General features: G+C 40.0%; 18 protein-coding genes and 2 tRNA genes. 7 read left to right on the forward strand and 13 right to left on the reverse strand.

What is annotated here, in order from left to right:
• From Q0Y52_RS14555 to glgC, 6 genes are all read left to right on the forward strand, one after another.
• Entirely contained in the window at nucleotides 1–795 is a 795-nt protein-coding gene (locus Q0Y52_RS14555; protein WP_297822779.1) for an enoyl-CoA hydratase/isomerase family protein, read from the forward strand.
• 11 nt (nucleotides 796–806) lie between these two features.
• The gene (locus Q0Y52_RS14560) at nucleotides 807–2,909 is read left to right on the forward strand and encodes an acetyl/propionyl/methylcrotonyl-CoA carboxylase subunit alpha (protein ID WP_297822781.1); all 2,103 of its coding nucleotides are present in this window, start codon (nucleotides 807–809) and stop codon (nucleotides 2,907–2,909) included.
• The gene (locus Q0Y52_RS14565) at nucleotides 2,899–3,798 is read left to right on the forward strand and encodes a hydroxymethylglutaryl-CoA lyase (protein ID WP_297822784.1); all 900 of its coding nucleotides are present in this window, start codon (nucleotides 2,899–2,901) and stop codon (nucleotides 3,796–3,798) included. The genes Q0Y52_RS14560 and Q0Y52_RS14565 overlap by 11 nt, the downstream gene beginning before the upstream one ends.
• Nucleotides 3,799–3,802: 4 nt before the next feature.
• Nucleotides 3,803–4,036, forward strand: coding sequence for a hypothetical protein (locus tag Q0Y52_RS14570; RefSeq protein WP_297822787.1), 234 nt, complete (start codon nucleotides 3,803–3,805; stop codon nucleotides 4,034–4,036).
• Between the two features lie 87 nt (nucleotides 4,037–4,123).
• The gene (gene lgt, locus Q0Y52_RS14575; protein WP_297822790.1) at nucleotides 4,124–4,906 is read left to right on the forward strand and encodes a prolipoprotein diacylglyceryl transferase; all 783 of its coding nucleotides are present in this window, start codon (nucleotides 4,124–4,126) and stop codon (nucleotides 4,904–4,906) included.
• Between the two features lie 794 nt (nucleotides 4,907–5,700).
• Nucleotides 5,701–6,963, forward strand: a complete 1,263-nt coding sequence (glgC, locus tag Q0Y52_RS14580; protein ID WP_297822793.1) for a glucose-1-phosphate adenylyltransferase — start codon at nucleotides 5,701–5,703, stop codon at nucleotides 6,961–6,963.
• Between the two features lie 54 nt (nucleotides 6,964–7,017).
• On the opposite strand, the gene Q0Y52_RS14585 is transcribed toward glgC, so the two are convergent.
• Nucleotides 7,018–7,836, reverse strand: coding sequence for an alpha/beta hydrolase (locus Q0Y52_RS14585; RefSeq protein WP_297822796.1), 819 nt, complete (start codon nucleotides 7,834–7,836; stop codon nucleotides 7,018–7,020).
• Nucleotides 7,837–8,621: 785 nt separating this feature from the next.
• On the opposite strand from Q0Y52_RS14585, the gene Q0Y52_RS14590 reads away from it, so the two are divergent.
• Nucleotides 8,622–9,431, forward strand: a complete 810-nt coding sequence (locus Q0Y52_RS14590; protein ID WP_297822799.1) for a thioesterase family protein — start codon at nucleotides 8,622–8,624, stop codon at nucleotides 9,429–9,431.
• A gap of 937 nt (nucleotides 9,432–10,368) precedes the next feature.
• Here Q0Y52_RS14590 and Q0Y52_RS14595 read toward each other — a convergent pair.
• From Q0Y52_RS14595 to ruvC, 12 genes are all read right to left on the reverse strand, one after another.
• Nucleotides 10,369–10,444 (reverse strand) — tRNA-Lys (locus Q0Y52_RS14595).
• 48 nt (nucleotides 10,445–10,492) lie between these two features.
• A tRNA-Lys gene (locus tag Q0Y52_RS14600) sits at nucleotides 10,493–10,568 on the reverse strand.
• A 231-nt stretch (nucleotides 10,569–10,799) separates the two neighbouring features.
• A complete protein-coding gene (gene ybgF, locus Q0Y52_RS14605) occupies nucleotides 10,800–11,546 on the reverse strand; it encodes a tol-pal system protein YbgF (protein WP_297822802.1) in 747 nt (248 codons plus the stop codon).
• 11 nt (nucleotides 11,547–11,557) lie between these two features.
• Nucleotides 11,558–12,127: a peptidoglycan-associated lipoprotein Pal gene (gene pal, locus Q0Y52_RS14610; protein ID WP_297822805.1), complete on the reverse strand. Its 570-nt coding sequence runs from the start codon at nucleotides 12,125–12,127 to the stop codon at nucleotides 11,558–11,560.
• Between the two features lie 40 nt (nucleotides 12,128–12,167).
• Nucleotides 12,168–13,526 (reverse strand): Tol-Pal system beta propeller repeat protein TolB, encoded by a 1,359-nt coding sequence (gene tolB, locus Q0Y52_RS14615; protein ID WP_297822808.1) that lies wholly within the window; start codon nucleotides 13,524–13,526, stop codon nucleotides 12,168–12,170.
• An 11-nt stretch (nucleotides 13,527–13,537) separates the two neighbouring features.
• Complete coding sequence (tolA, locus tag Q0Y52_RS14620; RefSeq protein WP_297822811.1) at nucleotides 13,538–14,431, reverse strand: cell envelope integrity protein TolA; 894 nt, start codon at nucleotides 14,429–14,431, stop codon at nucleotides 13,538–13,540.
• 7 nt (nucleotides 14,432–14,438) lie between these two features.
• A complete protein-coding gene (tolR, locus tag Q0Y52_RS14625; RefSeq protein ID WP_297822814.1) occupies nucleotides 14,439–14,861 on the reverse strand; it encodes a protein TolR in 423 nt (140 codons plus the stop codon).
• Between the two features lie 11 nt (nucleotides 14,862–14,872).
• Nucleotides 14,873–15,583 (reverse strand): protein TolQ, encoded by a 711-nt coding sequence (gene tolQ, locus Q0Y52_RS14630; protein ID WP_297822817.1) that lies wholly within the window; start codon nucleotides 15,581–15,583, stop codon nucleotides 14,873–14,875.
• Nucleotides 15,573–15,977, reverse strand: a complete 405-nt coding sequence (gene ybgC / locus Q0Y52_RS14635) for a tol-pal system-associated acyl-CoA thioesterase (protein ID WP_297822820.1) — start codon at nucleotides 15,975–15,977, stop codon at nucleotides 15,573–15,575. The genes tolQ and ybgC overlap by 11 nt, the downstream gene beginning before the upstream one ends.
• A 552-nt stretch (nucleotides 15,978–16,529) precedes the next feature.
• Entirely contained in the window at nucleotides 16,530–17,537 is a 1,008-nt protein-coding gene (ruvB, locus tag Q0Y52_RS14640; protein WP_297822822.1) for a Holliday junction branch migration DNA helicase RuvB, read from the reverse strand.
• Between the two features lie 115 nt (nucleotides 17,538–17,652).
• Entirely contained in the window at nucleotides 17,653–18,276 is a 624-nt protein-coding gene (gene ruvA, locus Q0Y52_RS14645) for a Holliday junction branch migration protein RuvA (protein WP_297822824.1), read from the reverse strand.
• A gap of 41 nt (nucleotides 18,277–18,317) precedes the next feature.
• A complete protein-coding gene (gene ruvC, locus Q0Y52_RS14650; RefSeq protein ID WP_297822827.1) occupies nucleotides 18,318–18,839 on the reverse strand; it encodes a crossover junction endodeoxyribonuclease RuvC in 522 nt (173 codons plus the stop codon).
• Nucleotides 18,840–18,850: the final 11 nt, after the last annotated feature.

The following is an 18,850-nucleotide window of genomic DNA, read 5'->3' on the forward strand; positions in this document are numbered from 1 at the left end:
ATGAATCAAACCGATAACGTTTTATTTGAAATAGATGAGAGAGGTGTCGCCACCGTCACCTTAAATCAGCCTGAGATCCATAATGCTTTTGACGATAAGTTGATCCTGCAACTAACCGACATATTTAGCCGCGTTGATCAGAATAATGATATTCGGGTCATGATATTGGCAGCAGTGGGAAAAAGCTTTAGTGCTGGCGCCGATTTAAACTGGATGCAGCGCATCGCAATGTATAGCTATGAGCAGAACTTGGCTGATGCCAATGCCTTAGCCAGGATGTTTTTCATCCTTAATACTCTTGATAAACCCACTATAGCTAAAGTGCAAGGTGCTGCTTTTGGCGGTGCCGTGGGTCTGGTTGCTTGTTGCGATATGGCCATTGGTAGCAAGTTAAGTAAGTTTTGTTTAAGTGAGGTAAAGCTTGGATTGGCCCCAGCCACCATTAGTCCATATGTGATTGATGCCATAGGCGCAAGAGTCGCTAGGCGTTATTTTACCACAGCCGAAGTATTTTCTGCGCGCCGTGCCAGACGTCTAGGCTTACTTAGTGAAGCCGTGGTAGAGGAAGAGTTAGACAGCACCATTGAGAACTTAATTGAGCATATTCTTAAAAACTCACCTGCAGCAATTCGAGCAGCCAAACAGCTTATTTTTGACGTTCAGAATAAACCTATATCTGATGCACTTTTAGCGACAACTAGTGAGAAAATTGCCGAGCTTAGGGTGTCTGACGAAGGTCAAGAAGGCCTCAATGCGTTTTTACAGAAACGCCGAGCCAACTGGATAAAAGGATAACGGAGTAAACCATGTTCACTAAATTGTTGATTGCTAATCGCGGAGAAATTAGTTGCCGCATCATCAAAACAGCTAAACGTATGGGTATATTAACCGTTGCCTTGTATTCAGATGCCGACCAACAAGCCTTACATGTAAAAATGGCTGACGAAGCATTTCATGTTGGCCCCTCTCCCTCTAAAGAGAGTTATCTGCAAGCTGAAAAAATCATTCAAATCGCCCTTAAAGTGGGTGCTGATGCAATTCATCCTGGTTATGGATTTTTATCAGAAAACGCCATCTTTGCTAATTTGTGTAAGCAACATAATATTGTCTTTGTCGGTCCTCCTGTCAGCGCTATTGAGGCTATGGGTTCAAAATCGGCAGCCAAAAATATAATGGAGCTTGCCAAGGTGCCATTAGTACCTGGATATCATGGTAACGACCAAAGTGTCGAGGGGTTAAAGTCCCATGCTGACAAAATGGGCTACCCTGTATTGCTCAAAGCGGCTGCCGGTGGGGGTGGTAAAGGCATGCGCCAAGTATGGACAAGTAGCGAATTTGACGATGCGTTAGCAGCCGCAAAACGTGAGGCGATGTCGAGCTTTAACGATGATTTGATGTTAGTCGAAAAATACCTCACCGCACCTCGTCACGTTGAAATCCAAATTTTCTGTGATAACTTTGGCGATGGCGTCTATTTGTTTGAGCGCGACTGCTCGGTACAACGTCGCCATCAAAAAATCATAGAAGAAGCCCCTGCTTTTGGCATGACCGAAGAACTACGAACCCAAATGGGCGAAGCCGCATTAAAAGCAGCAAAAGCCATCCATTACGCCGGAGCTGGCACAGTAGAGTTTTTATTAGACAGTGATGGACAATTCTATTTTATGGAAATGAATACCCGTTTACAGGTCGAACATCCCGTCACTGAAATGATCACTGGACAGGATTTAGTTGAATGGCAACTGCGAGTCGCCAACAACGAACCCTTGCCATTGCCACAAGATGCCCTAAAAATTAATGGTCATGCTTTTGAAGCAAGAATTTATGCTGAAGATCCACATAATGATTTCCTACCCGCAACCGGCCGATTATCTCTACTGCATCCACCCGTTGAATCGGGGCATGTTCGCGTAGATACGGGTGTGGTTCAAGGTGATGAAGTCTCTATCTTTTATGACCCGATGATCGCAAAATTAATTGTTTGGGACGAAAACCGAGACAAAGCCCTAGCAAGATTAACCAAAGCCTTGACCGAATATCATATTGACGGTGTCGTCACAAATATTGATTTTTTGTATAACTTAGCCAGTAGTGGTCCCTTTAAGTCTGAGCAAATTGACACTGGTTTTATAGAAAAAAATCATGACTTGTTACTGCTTAATGATAAGCAAGATATCAAGAATTTATTACCCATAGCTGTATTGTATTTGATGCTCAGTAGTCAACAAAACAGCGCGTCAAATGTTCAAGACCCATATTCACCTTGGTCGTCGAGTAATGCGTGGCGAGCGAATGAGCAACACCTCCAAAACCTAGAATTAATGGTTGGCGACAACACTTTTTCAGTACAAGTGAGTCAATCAGGAGCCGTTAGTCACTCAGGAGCCTTCAGCCAATCAAAAGCCTTCAGCCAATCAAAAACTGGCAGCCAAAGTGTGTTTCATATCAACGTCGACCAGCAAGACTATCAGTGCGCAGGTGTGATTGAAAAAAACCAGCTCATATCCACCATCAATGGTCACAAAACACTCGCCATTGTTAACGCCCATCAAGATGGCCACTCGGTATTTTGTCATGGTAAGGTCATCCGATTTAAATCATTACAGGCTGATATAGGTAATACCCAAGACAATAATGCCGACGCGGGATTTATCGCGCCTATGAACGGCACCGTGGTCGCTATTTTAGTCGAACCAGGTGAGCAAGTTAAACTAGGTCAAACCTTAATGGTGATGGAAGCCATGAAAATGGAACACAGTCTAAAAGCCCCTGCCACTGGTAGCGTCAGTGAATTTTATTTTAAAACAGGTGAGTTGGTAGATGGCGGTGCCGAATTACTGACTTTTCAAACTGTTCAAGTTATACAACCCAAAAAAACTAACAAAGAGTCATCTAAGAATGTTACCTAAGTCGGTCAAAATAGTCGAAGTAGGCCCAAGAGACGGTTTACAAAATGAGCAAGGTTTAGTGTCCTTAGCGGCCAAGGTTGCATTAGTCGAACAATTAGCTGCAGCAGGTTGTAGTGTGATAGAAACCGGAAGTTTTGTATCACCTAAGTGGGTCCCACAAATGGCTGACAGTGCTGCTGTGTTCCAGCACATTAAACGACAACATAATGTACGGTACACAGCGCTCACTCCTAATTTACAAGGTATGGAGGCAGCCATCGAGGCAAAAGCTGACGAAGTGGCTATTTTTGGTGCCGCGTCAGAGGCCTTTTCGCAAAAAAATATTAATTGTTCTATCGCCGAAAGCCTTGAGCGCTTTTTACCAGTGATAGAGCTGGCGCAGAAGCATCAACTTCCTGTTCGGGGTTATGTATCTTGTGTATTGGGTTGTCCTTATGAAGGCTATATTGCCCCTCAAAAAGTGGTAGAGGTTAGTCAACTGTTAATCGAGATGGGCTGCTATGAAGTGTCCTTAGGCGATACCATCGGTGCAGGGACGCCAGTAAAAACACAACAAATGTTAGATGCCGTTTTAAACCATATCCCAGAAGATAAACTAGCCATACATTTTCATGACACCTTCGGCCAAGCATTGGCTAATATATTGGTTGCCCTGCAACAGGGTATATCAGTGATAGATAGTGCGGTATCAGGTTTAGGTGGCTGCCCTTATGCAAAAGGTGCCTCTGGCAATGTCGCCACAGAAGATTTAATCTATATGCTCGATGGTATGAATATCGAAACAGGTATCAATCTTAATCAGCTGACTCAGGCAGGATTAACAATGATGCAAGCCTTAGGTAGACAATCGAACTCCAAAGTAGCTCGAGCAATAACAGCAGAAGGATAATTTTTTGACTGAACAAAACACATCTCGCCCCACACTACCGGCTAATGTCAGAGTGATGATTGCACTAACCGCATCGCCCACAATAATAGTTGTGGGTATGTTACTTTACACACTTTTTTTTGATGGATGGCAAAGTATTTCCATCAGTATGATCATCTTTTCAATGTTATGCATACTAGCTTATTACGTTGTTATCAGTGGTCATCCGCCTCGCTTTGCCATCAAAAAACGCGATTAAGTGATAAAGTAGCACGTGTTTGAAAAGTCATTTGGGTAGAATATATTGATATTCTTTAGTTACACGAACAGCAGTAAGGTGGGTTGAATGGAATTTTTTACTTGGGACGTAAATCCAGTATTAATTGAATTTTTGGGATTGAAAATACATTGGTATGGTGCCTTATTTGCCACAGCTATTTTAGCTGGTTTGCACGTCATGAAATGGATTTTCCGACAAGAAAAAATAAAACTGGAATTACTTGATTCACTTTTGATGTATTGTGTTTTCGGCATTATTGTGGGTGCTAGACTTGGTCATTGTTTATTCTATGACCCAGGGTTTTACTTTAGTAACCCACTGAAAATACTCGCTATATGGGAGGGAGGTCTTGCCAGCCATGGGGGTGGTTTAGGTGTGATCATTGCGGTATATTTTTTCCAAAGAAAACATAAAGTTAAATATTTGTGGTTATTAGACAGACTCGCTATTGCGACCGCATTGTTTGGCTTCTTTGTGCGTTTTGCTAATTTTATGAATTCTGAAATTATTGGTATTCAGACTGATGTACCTTGGGCCGTGGTATTTGCGCGTATTGACCTACTGCCTCGGCACCCAGCCCAGCTTTATGAGTCATTATCTTACTTGAGCATATTTATAGCATTGATATTGTTATACCGCTTTTCAAATATCAAAAAGCAATCAGGTGCAGTATTTGGTGGTTTTTTATGTTTAGTATTTACCGCTAGATATCTCATCGAATTTGTAAAAGTCAAACAAGCCGCTTACGCCTCAGATACGCTCATAAACACGGGACAACTACTAAGTATTCCTTTTTTTGTTGTCGGTATTTATTTGTTATTTAATGCATGGAAAAAAAGCCGCGCTTAACCAATTTTTTACATAATAAAAGTGCCATCTGCATCTAAGGTTTTAGATTGCTGAATGGCATTTCACTTCTAATACTTTGGTATACATCTATTAGCATCGTGGTTTCAGTGGCCTATAGTTCGCTTTTCTGAGCACTTTAGCGATATCGATGTGTGAAATTGATTGGGCTCAGCTTGCTGCGTTAATTATCTACTGATAGTGGTTAGTTAAGATGCTTAATTATCCAGTAAAGGGGGCAAATGAATGGTCCTGTATTTTTGGCTGTAGAACTTTTTATATATTGCGCCTGCCCTCCATATCAGTGATCTAACATGATCAAACGACTTGCTAGGTGCGTGGCAATTTCATGTCCAAAAGTGTGGCGCACGATATCCATGTCAAAAGCCAAAAGTGTGGCGCTGTATGCAGAAAACTTATATTTTGATTATGAGTACATCATCAACTCATTTAACAGCTAGTCTAATTCCTGCTGCTGAATTAACATTACCCTTTCAAACAGACCATGTTTGATACCACCTCTATATTTACGAGCGATAAAGCTAAAATTTTAACTGCACCAACCAATTCAAACATGGCGATTTAATCGAAGACCAAATAAGTAATTTTAGGCAAGGTTTTTCCTTAACTGGATCTAATCTATTATTGTCTAAAATTAATATTTCCACCAAAAAAAATTTTATTTGCTCCCTCAAATAGTCCTGATTGAATTTACTTAGCTGTCGTGTAAACTCGATTATGTCTTGATGAAAATTAAAGACAAATAAAGTAATGTTAACCTACAGGAGAAGGGATTTATGGCGAACCAAGCGTCTCGTTATATCAGTAATTTAACACGTGATACCTACGCACTCATTTTAGCTGGAGGAAGAGGCTCAAGACTTTATGAATTGACTAATTGGCGAGCAAAACCTGCATTATATTTTGGCGGTAAGTTTCGTATTATCGACTTTCCATTATCCAATTGTATTAATTCAGGGATCCGCAATGTGGGGGTGGTCACCCAATACAAGTCTCATTCGCTCATTCGGCATTTAGTCAGAGGTTGGGGACATTTTAAGAAAGAGCTAGGCGAGTCGGTTGAAATCCTTCCTGCATCACAGCGCTTTTCAGATAACTGGTATGAAGGTACGGCAGATGCAGTCTTTCAAAATATTGATATTATTCGTGACGAACTACCAAAATATGTATTGGTGTTATCTGGGGACCATATCTATCGAATGGACTACGGTAATTTAATTGCGCAACATGCCGAGTCGGGAGCCAAAATGACAGTTAGCTGCATGGCCGTTCCATTGGAGGAAGCCGCGGGACAATTTGGTGTCATGTCAGTAGATGAAAATTTCAAAATTATTGGGTTTGAAGAAAAACCTGAGAACCCTACCCCTTTACCTAACGATCCCACAAAATGTCTAGCCTCCATGGGCAATTATGTCTTTGATACAGATTTTTTGTTTGAGCAATTAAAAACAGATTCCGAAACATCTGGATCTGAACGAGATTTTGGCAAGGATATTATTCCCTCAATTATCAAAGAGGGTTCAGTCTATGCGTTCCAATTCAAAAGTGATGATGATACCGAAGCCTATTGGCGCGATGTAGGTACCTTAGACTCATTCTGGCAAGCCAATATGGAATTAGTGGCGCCTGTTCCTGCACTCAACTTGTATGATAAAAAATGGCCAATCTGGACCTATCAAGAACAATTGCCTCCCGCTAAGTTTGTATGGGAAGAAGATAATCGCAGGGGCACCGCGATTAACTCAGTGGTTTCAGGTGGCTGTATTATTTCTGGCGCGACTTTACGCCGTAGCTTATGTTTTTCTAATGTAAGGGTGCATTCATACAGTGAAGTAGAAGATTCTGTATTATTGCCAGATGTCGAAGTAGAACGTCATTGCCGCATACGTAAAGCCATTATTGACCGTGGTTGTGTGATCTCCGAGGGCACTATTATTGGCCATAGTCGCGAGGATGATTTAGCCAGAGGTTTCCGAGTCACAGAAAAGGGAGTGGTGTTAGTTACCCGAGAGATGTTGGGATTAAAAGTAGGCTATTAAACCTAATACCTTTCACCATCCGAGTCATTACAAAGCCGCTATAACTGCGGCTTTTTATTGTAAGTTGCTAGCCTTCTCCCATAAACGAATTCTATCAGTAATAATCTTTGCTACTAGCTGTGGTTTTTCAAACGGAAACATATGCCCCCCATCTTCAAAACAAAGATGTTCAATATTGCTTTTTTTTACAAAAGTGCGCAAAAACGCTGGAATACACACATCACTGTGACTACCAGTGACAAGTAAGCTTGGTAAGGATAATCGTTGATAGTACTGATTGATATTATCTGGCACATTTCGATAAATACTCGCTTCAATCTGCGCATCAAAGTTAAGTTGTAACTTATCCTCTTGTTCGTCAATCGCAGCTGTTACGTAATCTTGAATGCATTCCAGTTGGAAGGTTTTGAATAAAGCCCTAGATTTAAAATAAGCAACCAAATCAGTGCCTAAAGGCCAACTTTGGCAACGTACTTTGGCTTTACCAGCAGGTGAAAACTTATCTATTAGGGGGGTATGCTTTAATAATTTAAATACGAGCCTAGCAAGCCCTGAAGCAATAGGAGGATCAAGCATTATCACACCTTTAATTAAATCAGGTCTTTCGCAAGCAGCCATAAAGGACACTACGGCTCCAAAGGAGTGGCCTACAACATAAACAGGGTTAGCGACCTTGTGGGTTAAATAATCAATTAGCTCTGCTACTTGATTATTTAAGTTGGCACTTACTGGAAAGCGCGCTGAATGAGCAAATTTGGTTAATGCATGTAACTCGAAATCATCAGGTAACTGATTAAAAAGTTGTTGGTAGCTAGGTGCTGGAAACCCATTAGCATGTGCAAAGTGAAGGTTGATTTTTGTTGATTTCGTCATCTTAAACCTGTTTTAGGGTGCTGTGTATTTCGGGCGCTCATAAGAGCCTCTGTTATTATTGATTTTTAGGCATCATATCTTAGGACATTTACTCACATACATGAAATTTGAACTACCGCTATACCCTACTTAATAAGCTTGGTCATAGCAGTATGCACTTATTTTAGGTGCAAACTTTTTTATCTTTCAGCTTTGGCCATAGTGACTATTGTTATCGGTAGTTCTAAACCTTGTTTAGTGACATCTATGGGTAGCATTTAGGCTTGGCCTATCTAAAAAATCGCACATCACACACGTTAATAAGTAGTGTGTCATAAACCAAACCAGAGGTTATTAGACTATGCAATGAGATACTAGTTAACAGTCATTTAAACACTATTTACAACACGTGATGCCAGCTGCTATGTTTTATTTAATGCACCCATAATAGCAGAACTAAGTGTAATCAACTTGTGACAGAAGATAATAATTAGGCGCCCCCTATATAATGAGAAGTTGAACGTTCACCTACCTCACCGATACCCAAAACGATGCGGGCTAAAGCAAGTTCTATAAGATTGCAGGCTAAACCTGATGTAGCCGAAAAATCAACCTAAAAAGTGAGTGCATGACATTTATAAATCCTAGTAGTGACAAGTAAATTATAATCTTTTGTAATTATAACAGTTAGTTATGCTCAACCATAAAAACATGAAATCATCTAACGACATCCAAGTCTTATGATAAGTCGTTACAAATAAAATTAGTCATTTACTGATAATCGATTTAACGGAGTCAAGGTAGTAATGCATATTGATAAATTGCTAAATTCAGTCAAACAACAGGCAAAATCAAATATTAATAACATCACCCTGTCAGTCCCTAATACTTGGGAGCAAGGTCGTACACTTTACGGTGGTATTTCTGCCACTTTAGTCTATCAGGCAATGCGTGAAGTCGTTGACTCTGAAAAAGTGATGCGTTCGCTAAGCACAAATTTTATAGGTCCAATTGAAGCAGATACTGAATTTAGCATCACTATTGAGGTTCTTAGGGAAGGAAAGAATGTGACTCAAGTTGTCGGCCAAGTAGTGCAAGACAACAAAGTTGCATTGATGAGCCAAGCAAGCTTTGGTATCGCTAGACAGTCTAAAGTTAACATATCTGATCCACTACAACACAAAATGGACCCTCCACAAAAACCGGATTTCATGCCCAAGATCTCAAAGGTGACACCCAAGTTTTTAAAGAATTTTGATTTAGCACAAACTAAAGGTGGATGGCCATTTACTGGAAGAAAGGACAGTGACATACATGGGTGGATGCGTTTTAAAGAACAGCCATGTGACTTTTCTGACGCCCATTTAATCGCTTTAATTGATATTTGGCCACCAACAGTTTTACAAATGTTAAGCTGGCCTGCCATGGCCAGTACTATGAGCTGGAATTTAGAGTTTATTCATCCACATCAGAAAATTTCAGGTAGTGATTGGTTTGCTTATCAAGCACATACTAGACAGGCAGCTGATGGGTATGCGCATACAGAAGCCAATATCTTGGATAAGCATGGCAGCTTAGTAGCTATTAGTAGGCAGGTAGTGGCAGTATTTGCTTAATCGCAACGATGAAAAGTAACAGCTAGTTATCCGAAATGTATTAAGCCCATAGCAAATGTTGTTGGGCTAAATAAAGTCAATGCGTGCATTCATTAACTGCAAATGACTGGAATCGAGTGCATTGTTAACACATTCAACATCAATCCCTGTGCTTTAGTACGTTTTTTGTTATGTCGGCATATGTTGAATAAAGCTTACGGTTAATGTTACTAAGATTTAATAATTAAGCGAATTGAATAATAATTTTAATTTTGCTGTGGCTCTAGTTACGAAAAATCTAAAGGTATACATCCCAAAGGTTTTTACCATTTGAATGAGATAGATACGTATTTATTCGCATCCTCTGGATTTAACTTTGCCATAACCCGTTCACCCAGATTGTTCAATCAACCGCCCACAGATAACATTTCAAACTATTTCAGCCTGACCAGTTGTGCTGATTAATTTAAGAGTCCGTATTATTGAGTGTAATATGATAAATTTTTCTCAATGCTGAATTATATAAAATTTCAAAGATTACAGTCGAAACAACTAAGATGATGTAACAGGATTGTTTATGAACAGCGCTCCTTTAGGCTCATGGCTAACCATATAAGCTAAGACCTAACGAATTGTATCAAGAATGAAATCAGATGCTTTAGGAACACAGTTCAGTTCGATTAAATGACTTGCCGCAAAAGGCAATACAAACTGTATATCATTAGCAGCATGTATTTGAACACACTGAAGACTTGTAGGGACAATGAATCAATATATTTAAATTTGAATCAAGAAAATATGTGGGTGAGGTAAAATCAGGGACTTTAACTGCTCTATAGCTCTAGATCGAAAATACGTGAATGAAAGATTTTGGGTGTATATAAACAGACAGGATATGTATTCCAATACTTTAAGGTTTCTAATAACTTAAATGCGCCTAGACTAAATTTTAAAGAGATGGTGGGTCGTGCTGGATTCGAACCAGCGACCAATTGATTAAAAGTCAACTGCTCTACCAGCTGAGCTAACGACCCATCGATTAAATTTAATAAGTATTCACATCGCTCTAAGAGTAAAAAAAATGGTGGGTCGTGCTGGATTCGAACCAGCGACCAATTGATTAAAAGTCAACTGCTCTACCAGCTGAGCTAACGACCCACTTTTCATTTTTTCTTTTCGCCTCAAGCGAAGGCGGCATATAATACTCAATTGAAACGCCAGCGCAACCCAAATGACATTATTATTTCAATAATTCAAACCGTTTGCTGAAAAACCGAACAATAGTGTATTTAACGAACCATGGAGACTGAAAAAAACACCCCAAGTACCCCATAGATATCTCAATTATGTTTGAGTAACACAATCAAAACTAAACAGGCATCTTATTTATTAAAGTCCTTTGAGTCGCTTTTCAGCGAGTTTAGCTGAGGACGAGTTGGGGAATTCAGCAACTACTTGTTCCCAAAGCTGTTTAGCACGGGCTGCATTTGAACGTTCCATTTCAGTTATGCCCAACTTCAACGTTGCATCCGCTCTTTTACTCGAATCTGGATAATTAACAATTAACGTCTGAAATTGTTCTCCAGCAATGGCCCAGTCTTGTTTGTTGAACAATAACTGCCCTAACCAATAATGTGCATTGGGGACATAACTAGAATTTGGGAAGTTTTGTAAAAATGTTTGAAACTCAGGTATGGCTTGTTCATATAACCTATCTTTGAGGATCAAATTAACAGCTTTATCATAAGCTTCGTTTTCATTCTCTGATAAGGGCACTTCGACAGTCGTAACTAGAGTATTAACAGCATCTACTGGCATTGTCGAAGTTTGTGTCTTAACAGATTCAATGCGCTTATCTATTTCGAGATATAGCTCTCTTTGACGTTCGAGAATCTTCTCTAATTGATAGTTTTGCACTTCTATTGAGCCACGAAGCTCATTAACTTCACTTTGCATAACATCCAGTTGCTCTTGCTGACGATGTTGTGCATCTGTGCGGGTTGAAAACTTTTTTTCCAGCTCAGTAATACGTTGTTCGCTATTACTTCTGGTTACATCTGTCACAGGCGCAGGAGCCGCAATCACTGCGACTCCATGTAGCCCTAGCAAACTTATCGCTAAGGTGCGTTTCATCATATTAAGCTCTATTATTGATAAACCAAAACACCACGGCGGTTTTCAGCAAAAGCCGCTGCAGATGTGTTGTTGTTAACAGGCTTTTCTTCGCCGTAGGACACAACAGACATCTGAGATGCACTAACACCTGCATTCGATAAATAAGTTTGCACTGACTTTGCACGAGACTCACCTAATGCAATGTTATATTCGGGTGTGCCACGGCTATCACAGTGACCTTCAATTACAATTGATTGCCCACTGTTTTTAGTTAAAAATGTAGCGTGTTGATTTAAAATGTCATAGAACTCAGAGCTGATGTCGGCACGATCAAAATCAAAGTAAACCAATTGATTATTTTCTAGCGCCATTAACTCTTGCTTCATTTCTTCAGCAGGAGTCATTACAGGTTCAACTGTGCCGGTTTCAACCATTGAATCACGTGCTTCTTTCGCTTTACGATCCGCTTCTGCTTGCTCTTGGGCAATGCGTGATTCCTCTACAGCTGCTTTTGCTGCTGCATCGTCTGTTGATGAACAAGCCATCATAGTTACAACTGGAAGAGCGATAACCAACCCTTTAAAAATTTTATTTAGTTGCATTCTTTTATCCTGTTTTTATAAAATTTAAGTGAAAATGTATTTAACGCAAAAATGGTGACCAAGTCGGAGCCTTCACCTGACCATCAGCCGCTGGTAAAAGCGCTTTAAATCTGCCATCTAAGGATACTAAAGACAATACTTGCTTGCCTTGATGTAATGTACTGTAAATAATCATACTGCCATTAGGAGCAATACTGGGTGACTCATCTAAATAGGTTTTAGTTAATACCTGAAGATTTCCGTTTGTCAAGTTTTGCCGTGATATATTGTAATTACCACGAGTACGATTAACCATTACCATTTGTTTGCCGTCTGGGGTAATAGTGCCTCCTAAGTTCATCTCGCCTTCAAAGGTCAAGCGACGTACCTTTCCCAACTCTAAATTTACGCGATATATCTGAGGTTTACCACCCCGTTCTGAACTAAATATTAAGCTCTGACTATCTGGAGTCCAGCTTGGTTCAGTATCAATTGCTCTATTGTTAGTTACTCTGCGTAATTGCCTACTGGCAATATTCATAGTATATAATTCAGTATTTCCATCTTTTGATAACACCAAAGCTAAGTTTTTGCCATCAGGCGAGAACTTGGGTGAACCGTTAATGCCAGGGAAACTAGTCATCTGGGTTCTATTCATAGTGTAGATATCTTGGATAAATATTTGCGGACGTTTATTCTCAAAGCTGACGTAAGCTAATTTTGTACCATCAGGAGACCAAGCTGGTGACATTAAAGGCTCGGGAGAACGTAATAATGTGGTTTCGTTGGCGCCGTCATAATCCGCCACAACTAATTGAAAGGGTAATTCATTAACATCTCTATCGCGAACGATGATATAAGCAATACGCGTTAAAAAGGCACCTCGTTCACCCGTTAACTTTTCGTAGACTACATCACTAATACGATGTGAATGCCTTCTGAAATCATTGCCCGAAATAGTCATTTTGCTGACGGCCAACACATGATCGTCGCTAGCAATAAGTTTGCCGCCACTAAGTACTTGCGACTGCCCCCCAGTAATTTGACCACGTAATACATCGATTAATTCATATGACACTGTGTACCTATCAATACCAGATAGTTCGACTTTGCCGACCAACACAGCTTCAATACCTTTTGTTGCCCATGCACTATAGTCCACGTCTTTATCTGAATAAGGATGTTGCGGCATATTAATAGCATCAATAGGATTAAATTTACCACTGCGGCGTAAATCAGCAGCAATAACACTAGTTAGCCTTTCTGGCATCACCCCCTCACCAACCCATTGAAAAGGCACTACACCGATGGGTCTGGAAGTATCAATACCCTCGGTTATAACAATTTCCAGTGCGGCAAATGTATGAAGACTGACTGATAAAATAAAAAATGAAAGTAATATCTGTTTAGTTATGGACATAGGTTTTAACATTATAATTCTGGCTCAACGGTTAAATTAATTTCACGTAATTGTTGGTAAACATCGACTTCTTTTGACACTGGCAATGTATCTGACTTGAATACTGCAGCTTTAGCGGCTCGGCATAAAATGGTATTTCCACCCAATTCTTTTACTTGAGTTACTAACCCATTTGAGGCTAGTCGAATATTCAAACGACAAGATTTACCTTTCATCGCATCATCCACTATCAAGTTTCGCTGAATTGTTTGTTTGATAAGCGCTTGGTATTTTTGCACCTCAGACAAAACTTGTTTATTTCTTTTTAATTGACGAACGGCTTGTTCTGCCTGAAGCTGTTCTTCGAGCATTTTTTCTTGTTCTGCTTTTTGCTTTTCATCTTGACGCTTGCGCTCAGCTTTTTTCAGAGCCTTTTCTTCATTTTGGCGCTTTGCCTTAGCTTGTTTTGCTTGCTCTTCGGCTTTTTCCCTTTCTAATTCTTTACGCTTGCGATCAGCTTCTAGCTGCTTGGCTTTAGCCTTTTCTTGCTTTTGTTTTTCCCTTGCAGCCACCGTCGCTTGCTCAGCTTTTTTCTTGTCTAGAAGCTGTTTTTTAGTCTGCTCTTTTAATTTAGATACCTCGGTCTCTTGTTGCTTGCGCTTTTTTTCTGCATTTGCAGCACGACGTTCGAGCTCTTTCACCCAATTTTCTTCTTTTATTCGTTTAGCTTTTTGTTCATCTTTAACCTTCTGAACTTGTTTCTGCAACTGATTTTCATCAATGACTTTTGCTTCAATAATAGGGTCAGAATGTAACGTTTCAGGTGTTACTTTGGACTGAGAGAAATGCCCGTTTATCAGCAAAGCAGCAATCACTGCTATATGCAAAAATAATGAGATAGAGAGTGCGATACGCAACTTATACATTTATATATTAACCTTCGGGCGGCGTAGTCATTAATCCAACAGAAGGCGCACCTGCCCGTTGTAATAAAACCATCAACTGCACCACTTGACTGTAAGCAATAGCTCCATCACCCTTAACAACTATTGGTGTGTTTGGCTCTACCTGAAGATGAGCCGCCACTAAAGTCGCTAAATCTATTGCTGACAAAGGTTCTTGTTGGCTATCACCCACATTCAAAAAATATTGACCTTGCGCATCAACAGATGCAACCAAAGGAGGTTTTGACTCTTCCTCCAAAGGCTGAGCCTCTGCTTTGGGTAAGTCGACTTTTACACCTTGGGTAATAAGAGGTGCAGTTACCATAAAAATAATCAGTAACACTAACATTACATCAATATAGGGGACCACATTGATTTCTGAAACAGGGCGTCTGCGCTTTCTTAGATACATAATCAATAAGCCTAAGCAGTTGGTTGAGCTGAGCGAGACGTATTTTCACCTGATGACAATGCCTGCCTATGTAAAATACTCGAGAACTCCTCCATAAAATTACCATAGCTATTTTCAAGTTTTTCAACTTGATGACTAAATCGGTTGTAGGCGATAACAGCTGGTATAGCAGCAAATAACCCCATTGCTGTGGCAATCAATGCTTCAGCAATACCCGGCGCAACCATAGATAAGGTTGCTTGTTGTTGGCCACCTAGAGCGATAAACGAATTCATTATCCCCCATACAGTGCCAAACAAACCAATATAGGGACTAATTGAACCCGTGGTAGCCAAAAAGGGAAGTCGACTTTCTAGACTGTCTATTTCACGAGATAAAGAAACTCGCATAGCCCTTGAAGCGCCTTCCATAATTGCATCCGCTGGAGTAGAAACATTTTTGCGAGATCGAACAAATTCTTTAAAGCCAGAGCAAAACATACTAGCCATACCTTCCAGTGATTGACGAGCCGCTAATTCTTTATAAAATTGATTAAGGTCGACACCAGACCAAAATTTATCTTCAAATTTTTTCATCTCAGAGCGAGCGAAATTTAGCGCGCGACTGCGTTCAAAAATAAATGCCCATGAAGCAATTGAGGCTCCAAGCAACAACAACATGACCAATTGCACAAGCAAACTGGCGTCTAAAATAAGCTCTATGAAAGATAACTCAGATGACACGTGAAAATTCCCCTAAAATTTTGTCAGGAATGGCTTGTGGTTTCATATTGGATAAATTGACACAAGCGACTCTGATTAAAGCACTGACCAAACATTGTTCGTTTGGACTTATGATTGTCTGTTTGAATATTAAACTAGCACGCTTCAATTCTACTATTTCAGACTGAATACACAACAATTCATTGAAACGAGCAGGCGCGTGATTGTCCATTTCAACCCGTTTGACGACAAAACCTAAGGAATGTTCCAAAAGAATGTCTTGCTCTGTGCCCATTTGCCTCAACCACTCGGTTCTGGCGCGCTCTAAGAACTTCAAATAATTAGCATAATAAACTATACCTCCCGCGTCTGTATCCTCGTAATACACTCGCACATTATGCCTATATTTACTCATGGTAAAAAATACTTTTATATGTTTAAGAAAATTATGATGTATGTTTAACACCAAAACTGATGGTATCAAATATCATCACCCGTGAATTTTTATGCTAACAAACAATATATAAATACGAATCAAAGTTAAAAAAATGACGAAACCCATTTAATACATATACTTACACTCATAAAATTAATCAAAATAACATTTAAAAAACAAAAAATCATCATGCAAAAATATCAACATTTAAAAAACACGGTGTAAATATCTAATATAATTCATAATGTTTCATACAATAAAAATTCAAATAAGTTGGATTTAGAATTAAAGTGCATTAGATTTTATAATCCAAAGATTAATTTAATTCAATTGTGTATTTCATTAATTTGGCTAAAATAGCCTTTGTTTTCTGGACTGCACATTATTGAGCTATTTTGATTCAACAATGTGATAATTAGTTTATTTGACAAGTTCCCTGGATTTATTTCCCTTTAACACTAGTTGTTTGGCTCACATATTATATGTGAGCTTTTTTTTGGCTTTAATTTACCCGACAAACCCTAAAAGTAATTACTCCGGTGAGAAATCTTTACCAAAGTGCAAAAAAGCACGCTGTGAGACAATGCGTCCTCTCGGAGTGCGCTGCAAAAACCCTTGCTGGATCAAAAACGGCTCAATCACATCTTCTATGGTTTCTCTCTCTTCACCTATAGCCGCGGCAAGGTTATCCAGCCCCACAGGACCCCCCATAAATGTTTCAATAATGGCTAACAGCAACTTACGATCCATATAATCAAGGCCTTCTCTATCGACGTCCAATATATCCAAGGCTTGGCTAGCTACCTCTAAAGTAATATTACCGTCTGAGCGGACCTCGGCAAAATCTCTTACTCGGCGTAATAGTCTGTTACTAATTCTAGGTGTGCCCCTGGACCTTCTAGCAATTTCAACAGCACCTTCCTCTTGTAAGTTTAAATTTAAGTAACTGGCCGAGCGTTTTACAATTTGGGTAAGATCTTTAATATTATAAAATTCGAGACGCTGCACAATGCCAAAACGGTCTCTAAGAGGGGAAGTGAGTGAACCAGCTCTTGTCGTAGCACCTATCAAAGTAAAAGGGGGTAATTCTAATTTGATTGAGCGCGCCGCTGGGCCTTCACCGATCATGATATCCAGCTGGTAGTCTTCCATCGCAGGATAAAGAACTTCTTCAACTACAGGGCTAAGACGATGAATTTCATCAATAAACAACACATCATTTTCTTCGAGATTTGTCAAAAGCGCAGCTAAATCACCGGCTTTTTCAAGCACTGGGCCAGAAGTGGTTTTAATGTTTACACCCATCTCATTCGCTACAATATAGGCTAACGTAGTTTTACCTAATCCAGGAGGACCAAAAATAAGTAAATGATCTAAGGCATCACTTCGTCTTCGCGCTGCCTCAATAAAAATCTCCATTTGCGAACAAACATGATTTTGACCAGTATAATCTGCCAACATTTTAGGTCGTATGGCGCGGTCAACCACTTCATCCTCATGGCTGGCGGTGGGTTTTATTATGCGGTCTGCTTCAATCATGTTTTATCTTGCTAATATTTTTAGTTGATAAGTGTACTTTTATACAGTAACAAAATTATTGAAAGCCGTCTTTAAAAAGTCGCTTTTCAAACACATGTCACTTCGAAAAGTTTTGTTAGACCATTGCTCGCAAGGCTTCTCGGATAAGCGCTTCACTACTAATATCTTGTTTATATACACCATTAATCACCCTCATTGCCTGCGGAGGTTTGTATCCCAAAGCAATCAATGCACTTAAGGCTTCTTCTTTCGCATCGGTACGTTGTACAAAGGTGTTCTCAACAGGTAACTCAGGTGTGAGATGAACTGTTTGTGCATAGCCCTGCTCCTTGGCTAACTTACTTAACCTATCACGCATTTCAATCACTAAGCGTTCAGCTGTTTTTTTGCCAACTCCAGGTAACTTAGTTAAACCGGTCACATCTTCCAGACTGACACATTGCATAAATTGTTGCGCGTTCATACCAGACAATATAGTGAGCGCCAATTTTGGCCCCACACCGCTGGCTTTGATTAATTCGCGAAATACAGCACGTTCTTGTTTGTTGGCAAAACCAAACAACAGCTGTGCATCTTCACGCACCACAAAATGAATACATATATTGGCCTCTTGGCCAATTTCGGGTAATTGATAAAAACTGGTCATAGGTACTTGTACTTCATATCCTACGCCACCCGCTTCTATCAGAATTTCCGGTGGCTGTTTTTCAATTAATATGCCACGAATATTACCAATCATTTTGTTTCCTTGTATTTTAACTAACGGCTCACTTCAGTGAGTTATCGCAAACGCCCACGCACGGTTTTTTTCACTTGGCCTGACATCTTTATTAAGCTTTGTTGGGTGTGATTATGACACAATGCAACAGCCAGAGCATCAGCGGCATCGGCTTGCGGTTTTGCTGCCAGCCCTAACAAATACGTTACCATGTGCTGCACTTGAGATTTATCAGCGTTACCTTTGCCTACGACTGCTTGTTTAATTTGCCGTGCTGAGTATTCAGCAACAGGTAAATCAAATGCCGTTGCAGCGACTATGGCTGCACCTCTTGCTTGACCGAGTTTTAAAGCAGAGGCGGGGTTTTTAGCCATAAATACTTGCTCGATTGCGAAGTCAGTGGGTTGAAATTGATGAATGATTTCACTCACTCCATCGAAAATTTGTTTTAAGCGAGAGGCAAGCTCGTCGCCTTGAAGACGAATACAACCACTACCAATATACTCGGATTTTTGGCCGACTTTTTTAATGATCCCGTAACCTGTTATCCGGGAGCCTGGATCAATGCCCAAAATAATCGCCATTAATCCATGTC

Origin of the sequence: uncultured Paraglaciecola sp. (genome assembly GCF_943787955.1) — a bacterium.
In the GTDB taxonomy this organism is placed as follows: domain Bacteria; phylum Pseudomonadota; class Gammaproteobacteria; order Enterobacterales; family Alteromonadaceae; genus Paraglaciecola.

What these genes read in the sequence shown, in the direction of transcription:
- ruvB (WP_297822822.1), bottom strand. Translation starts at nt 17,537, where the DNA reads ATGATTGAAGCAGACCGCATAATAAAACCCACCGCCAGCCATGAGGAT.
- lgt (WP_297822790.1), top strand. Translation starts at nt 4,124, where the DNA reads ATGGAATTTTTTACTTGGGACGTAAATCCAGTATTAATTGAATTTTTG.
- ybgF (WP_297822802.1), bottom strand. Translation starts at nt 11,546, where the DNA reads ATGATGAAACGCACCTTAGCGATAAGTTTGCTAGGGCTACATGGAGTC.
- ruvA (WP_297822824.1), bottom strand. Translation starts at nt 18,276, where the DNA reads ATGATTGGTAATATTCGTGGCATATTAATTGAAAAACAGCCACCGGAA.
- pal (WP_297822805.1), bottom strand. Translation starts at nt 12,127, where the DNA reads ATGCAACTAAATAAAATTTTTAAAGGGTTGGTTATCGCTCTTCCAGTT.
- Q0Y52_RS14560 (WP_297822781.1), top strand. Translation starts at nt 807, where the DNA reads ATGTTCACTAAATTGTTGATTGCTAATCGCGGAGAAATTAGTTGCCGC.
- tolR (WP_297822814.1), bottom strand. Translation starts at nt 14,861, where the DNA reads ATGTATCTAAGAAAGCGCAGACGCCCTGTTTCAGAAATCAATGTGGTC.
- ybgC (WP_297822820.1), bottom strand. Translation starts at nt 15,977, where the DNA reads ATGAGTAAATATAGGCATAATGTGCGAGTGTATTACGAGGATACAGAC.
- glgC (WP_297822793.1), top strand. Translation starts at nt 5,701, where the DNA reads ATGGCGAACCAAGCGTCTCGTTATATCAGTAATTTAACACGTGATACC.
- ruvC (WP_297822827.1), bottom strand. Translation starts at nt 18,839, where the DNA reads ATGGCGATTATTTTGGGCATTGATCCAGGCTCCCGGATAACAGGTTAC.
- Q0Y52_RS14555 (WP_297822779.1), top strand. Translation starts at nt 1, where the DNA reads ATGAATCAAACCGATAACGTTTTATTTGAAATAGATGAGAGAGGTGTC.
- Q0Y52_RS14585 (WP_297822796.1), bottom strand. Translation starts at nt 7,836, where the DNA reads ATGACGAAATCAACAAAAATCAACCTTCACTTTGCACATGCTAATGGG.
- tolB (WP_297822808.1), bottom strand. Translation starts at nt 13,526, where the DNA reads ATGTCCATAACTAAACAGATATTACTTTCATTTTTTATTTTATCAGTC.
- tolA (WP_297822811.1), bottom strand. Translation starts at nt 14,431, where the DNA reads ATGTATAAGTTGCGTATCGCACTCTCTATCTCATTATTTTTGCATATA.
- Q0Y52_RS14590 (WP_297822799.1), top strand. Translation starts at nt 8,622, where the DNA reads ATGCATATTGATAAATTGCTAAATTCAGTCAAACAACAGGCAAAATCA.
- Q0Y52_RS14565 (WP_297822784.1), top strand. Translation starts at nt 2,899, where the DNA reads ATGTTACCTAAGTCGGTCAAAATAGTCGAAGTAGGCCCAAGAGACGGT.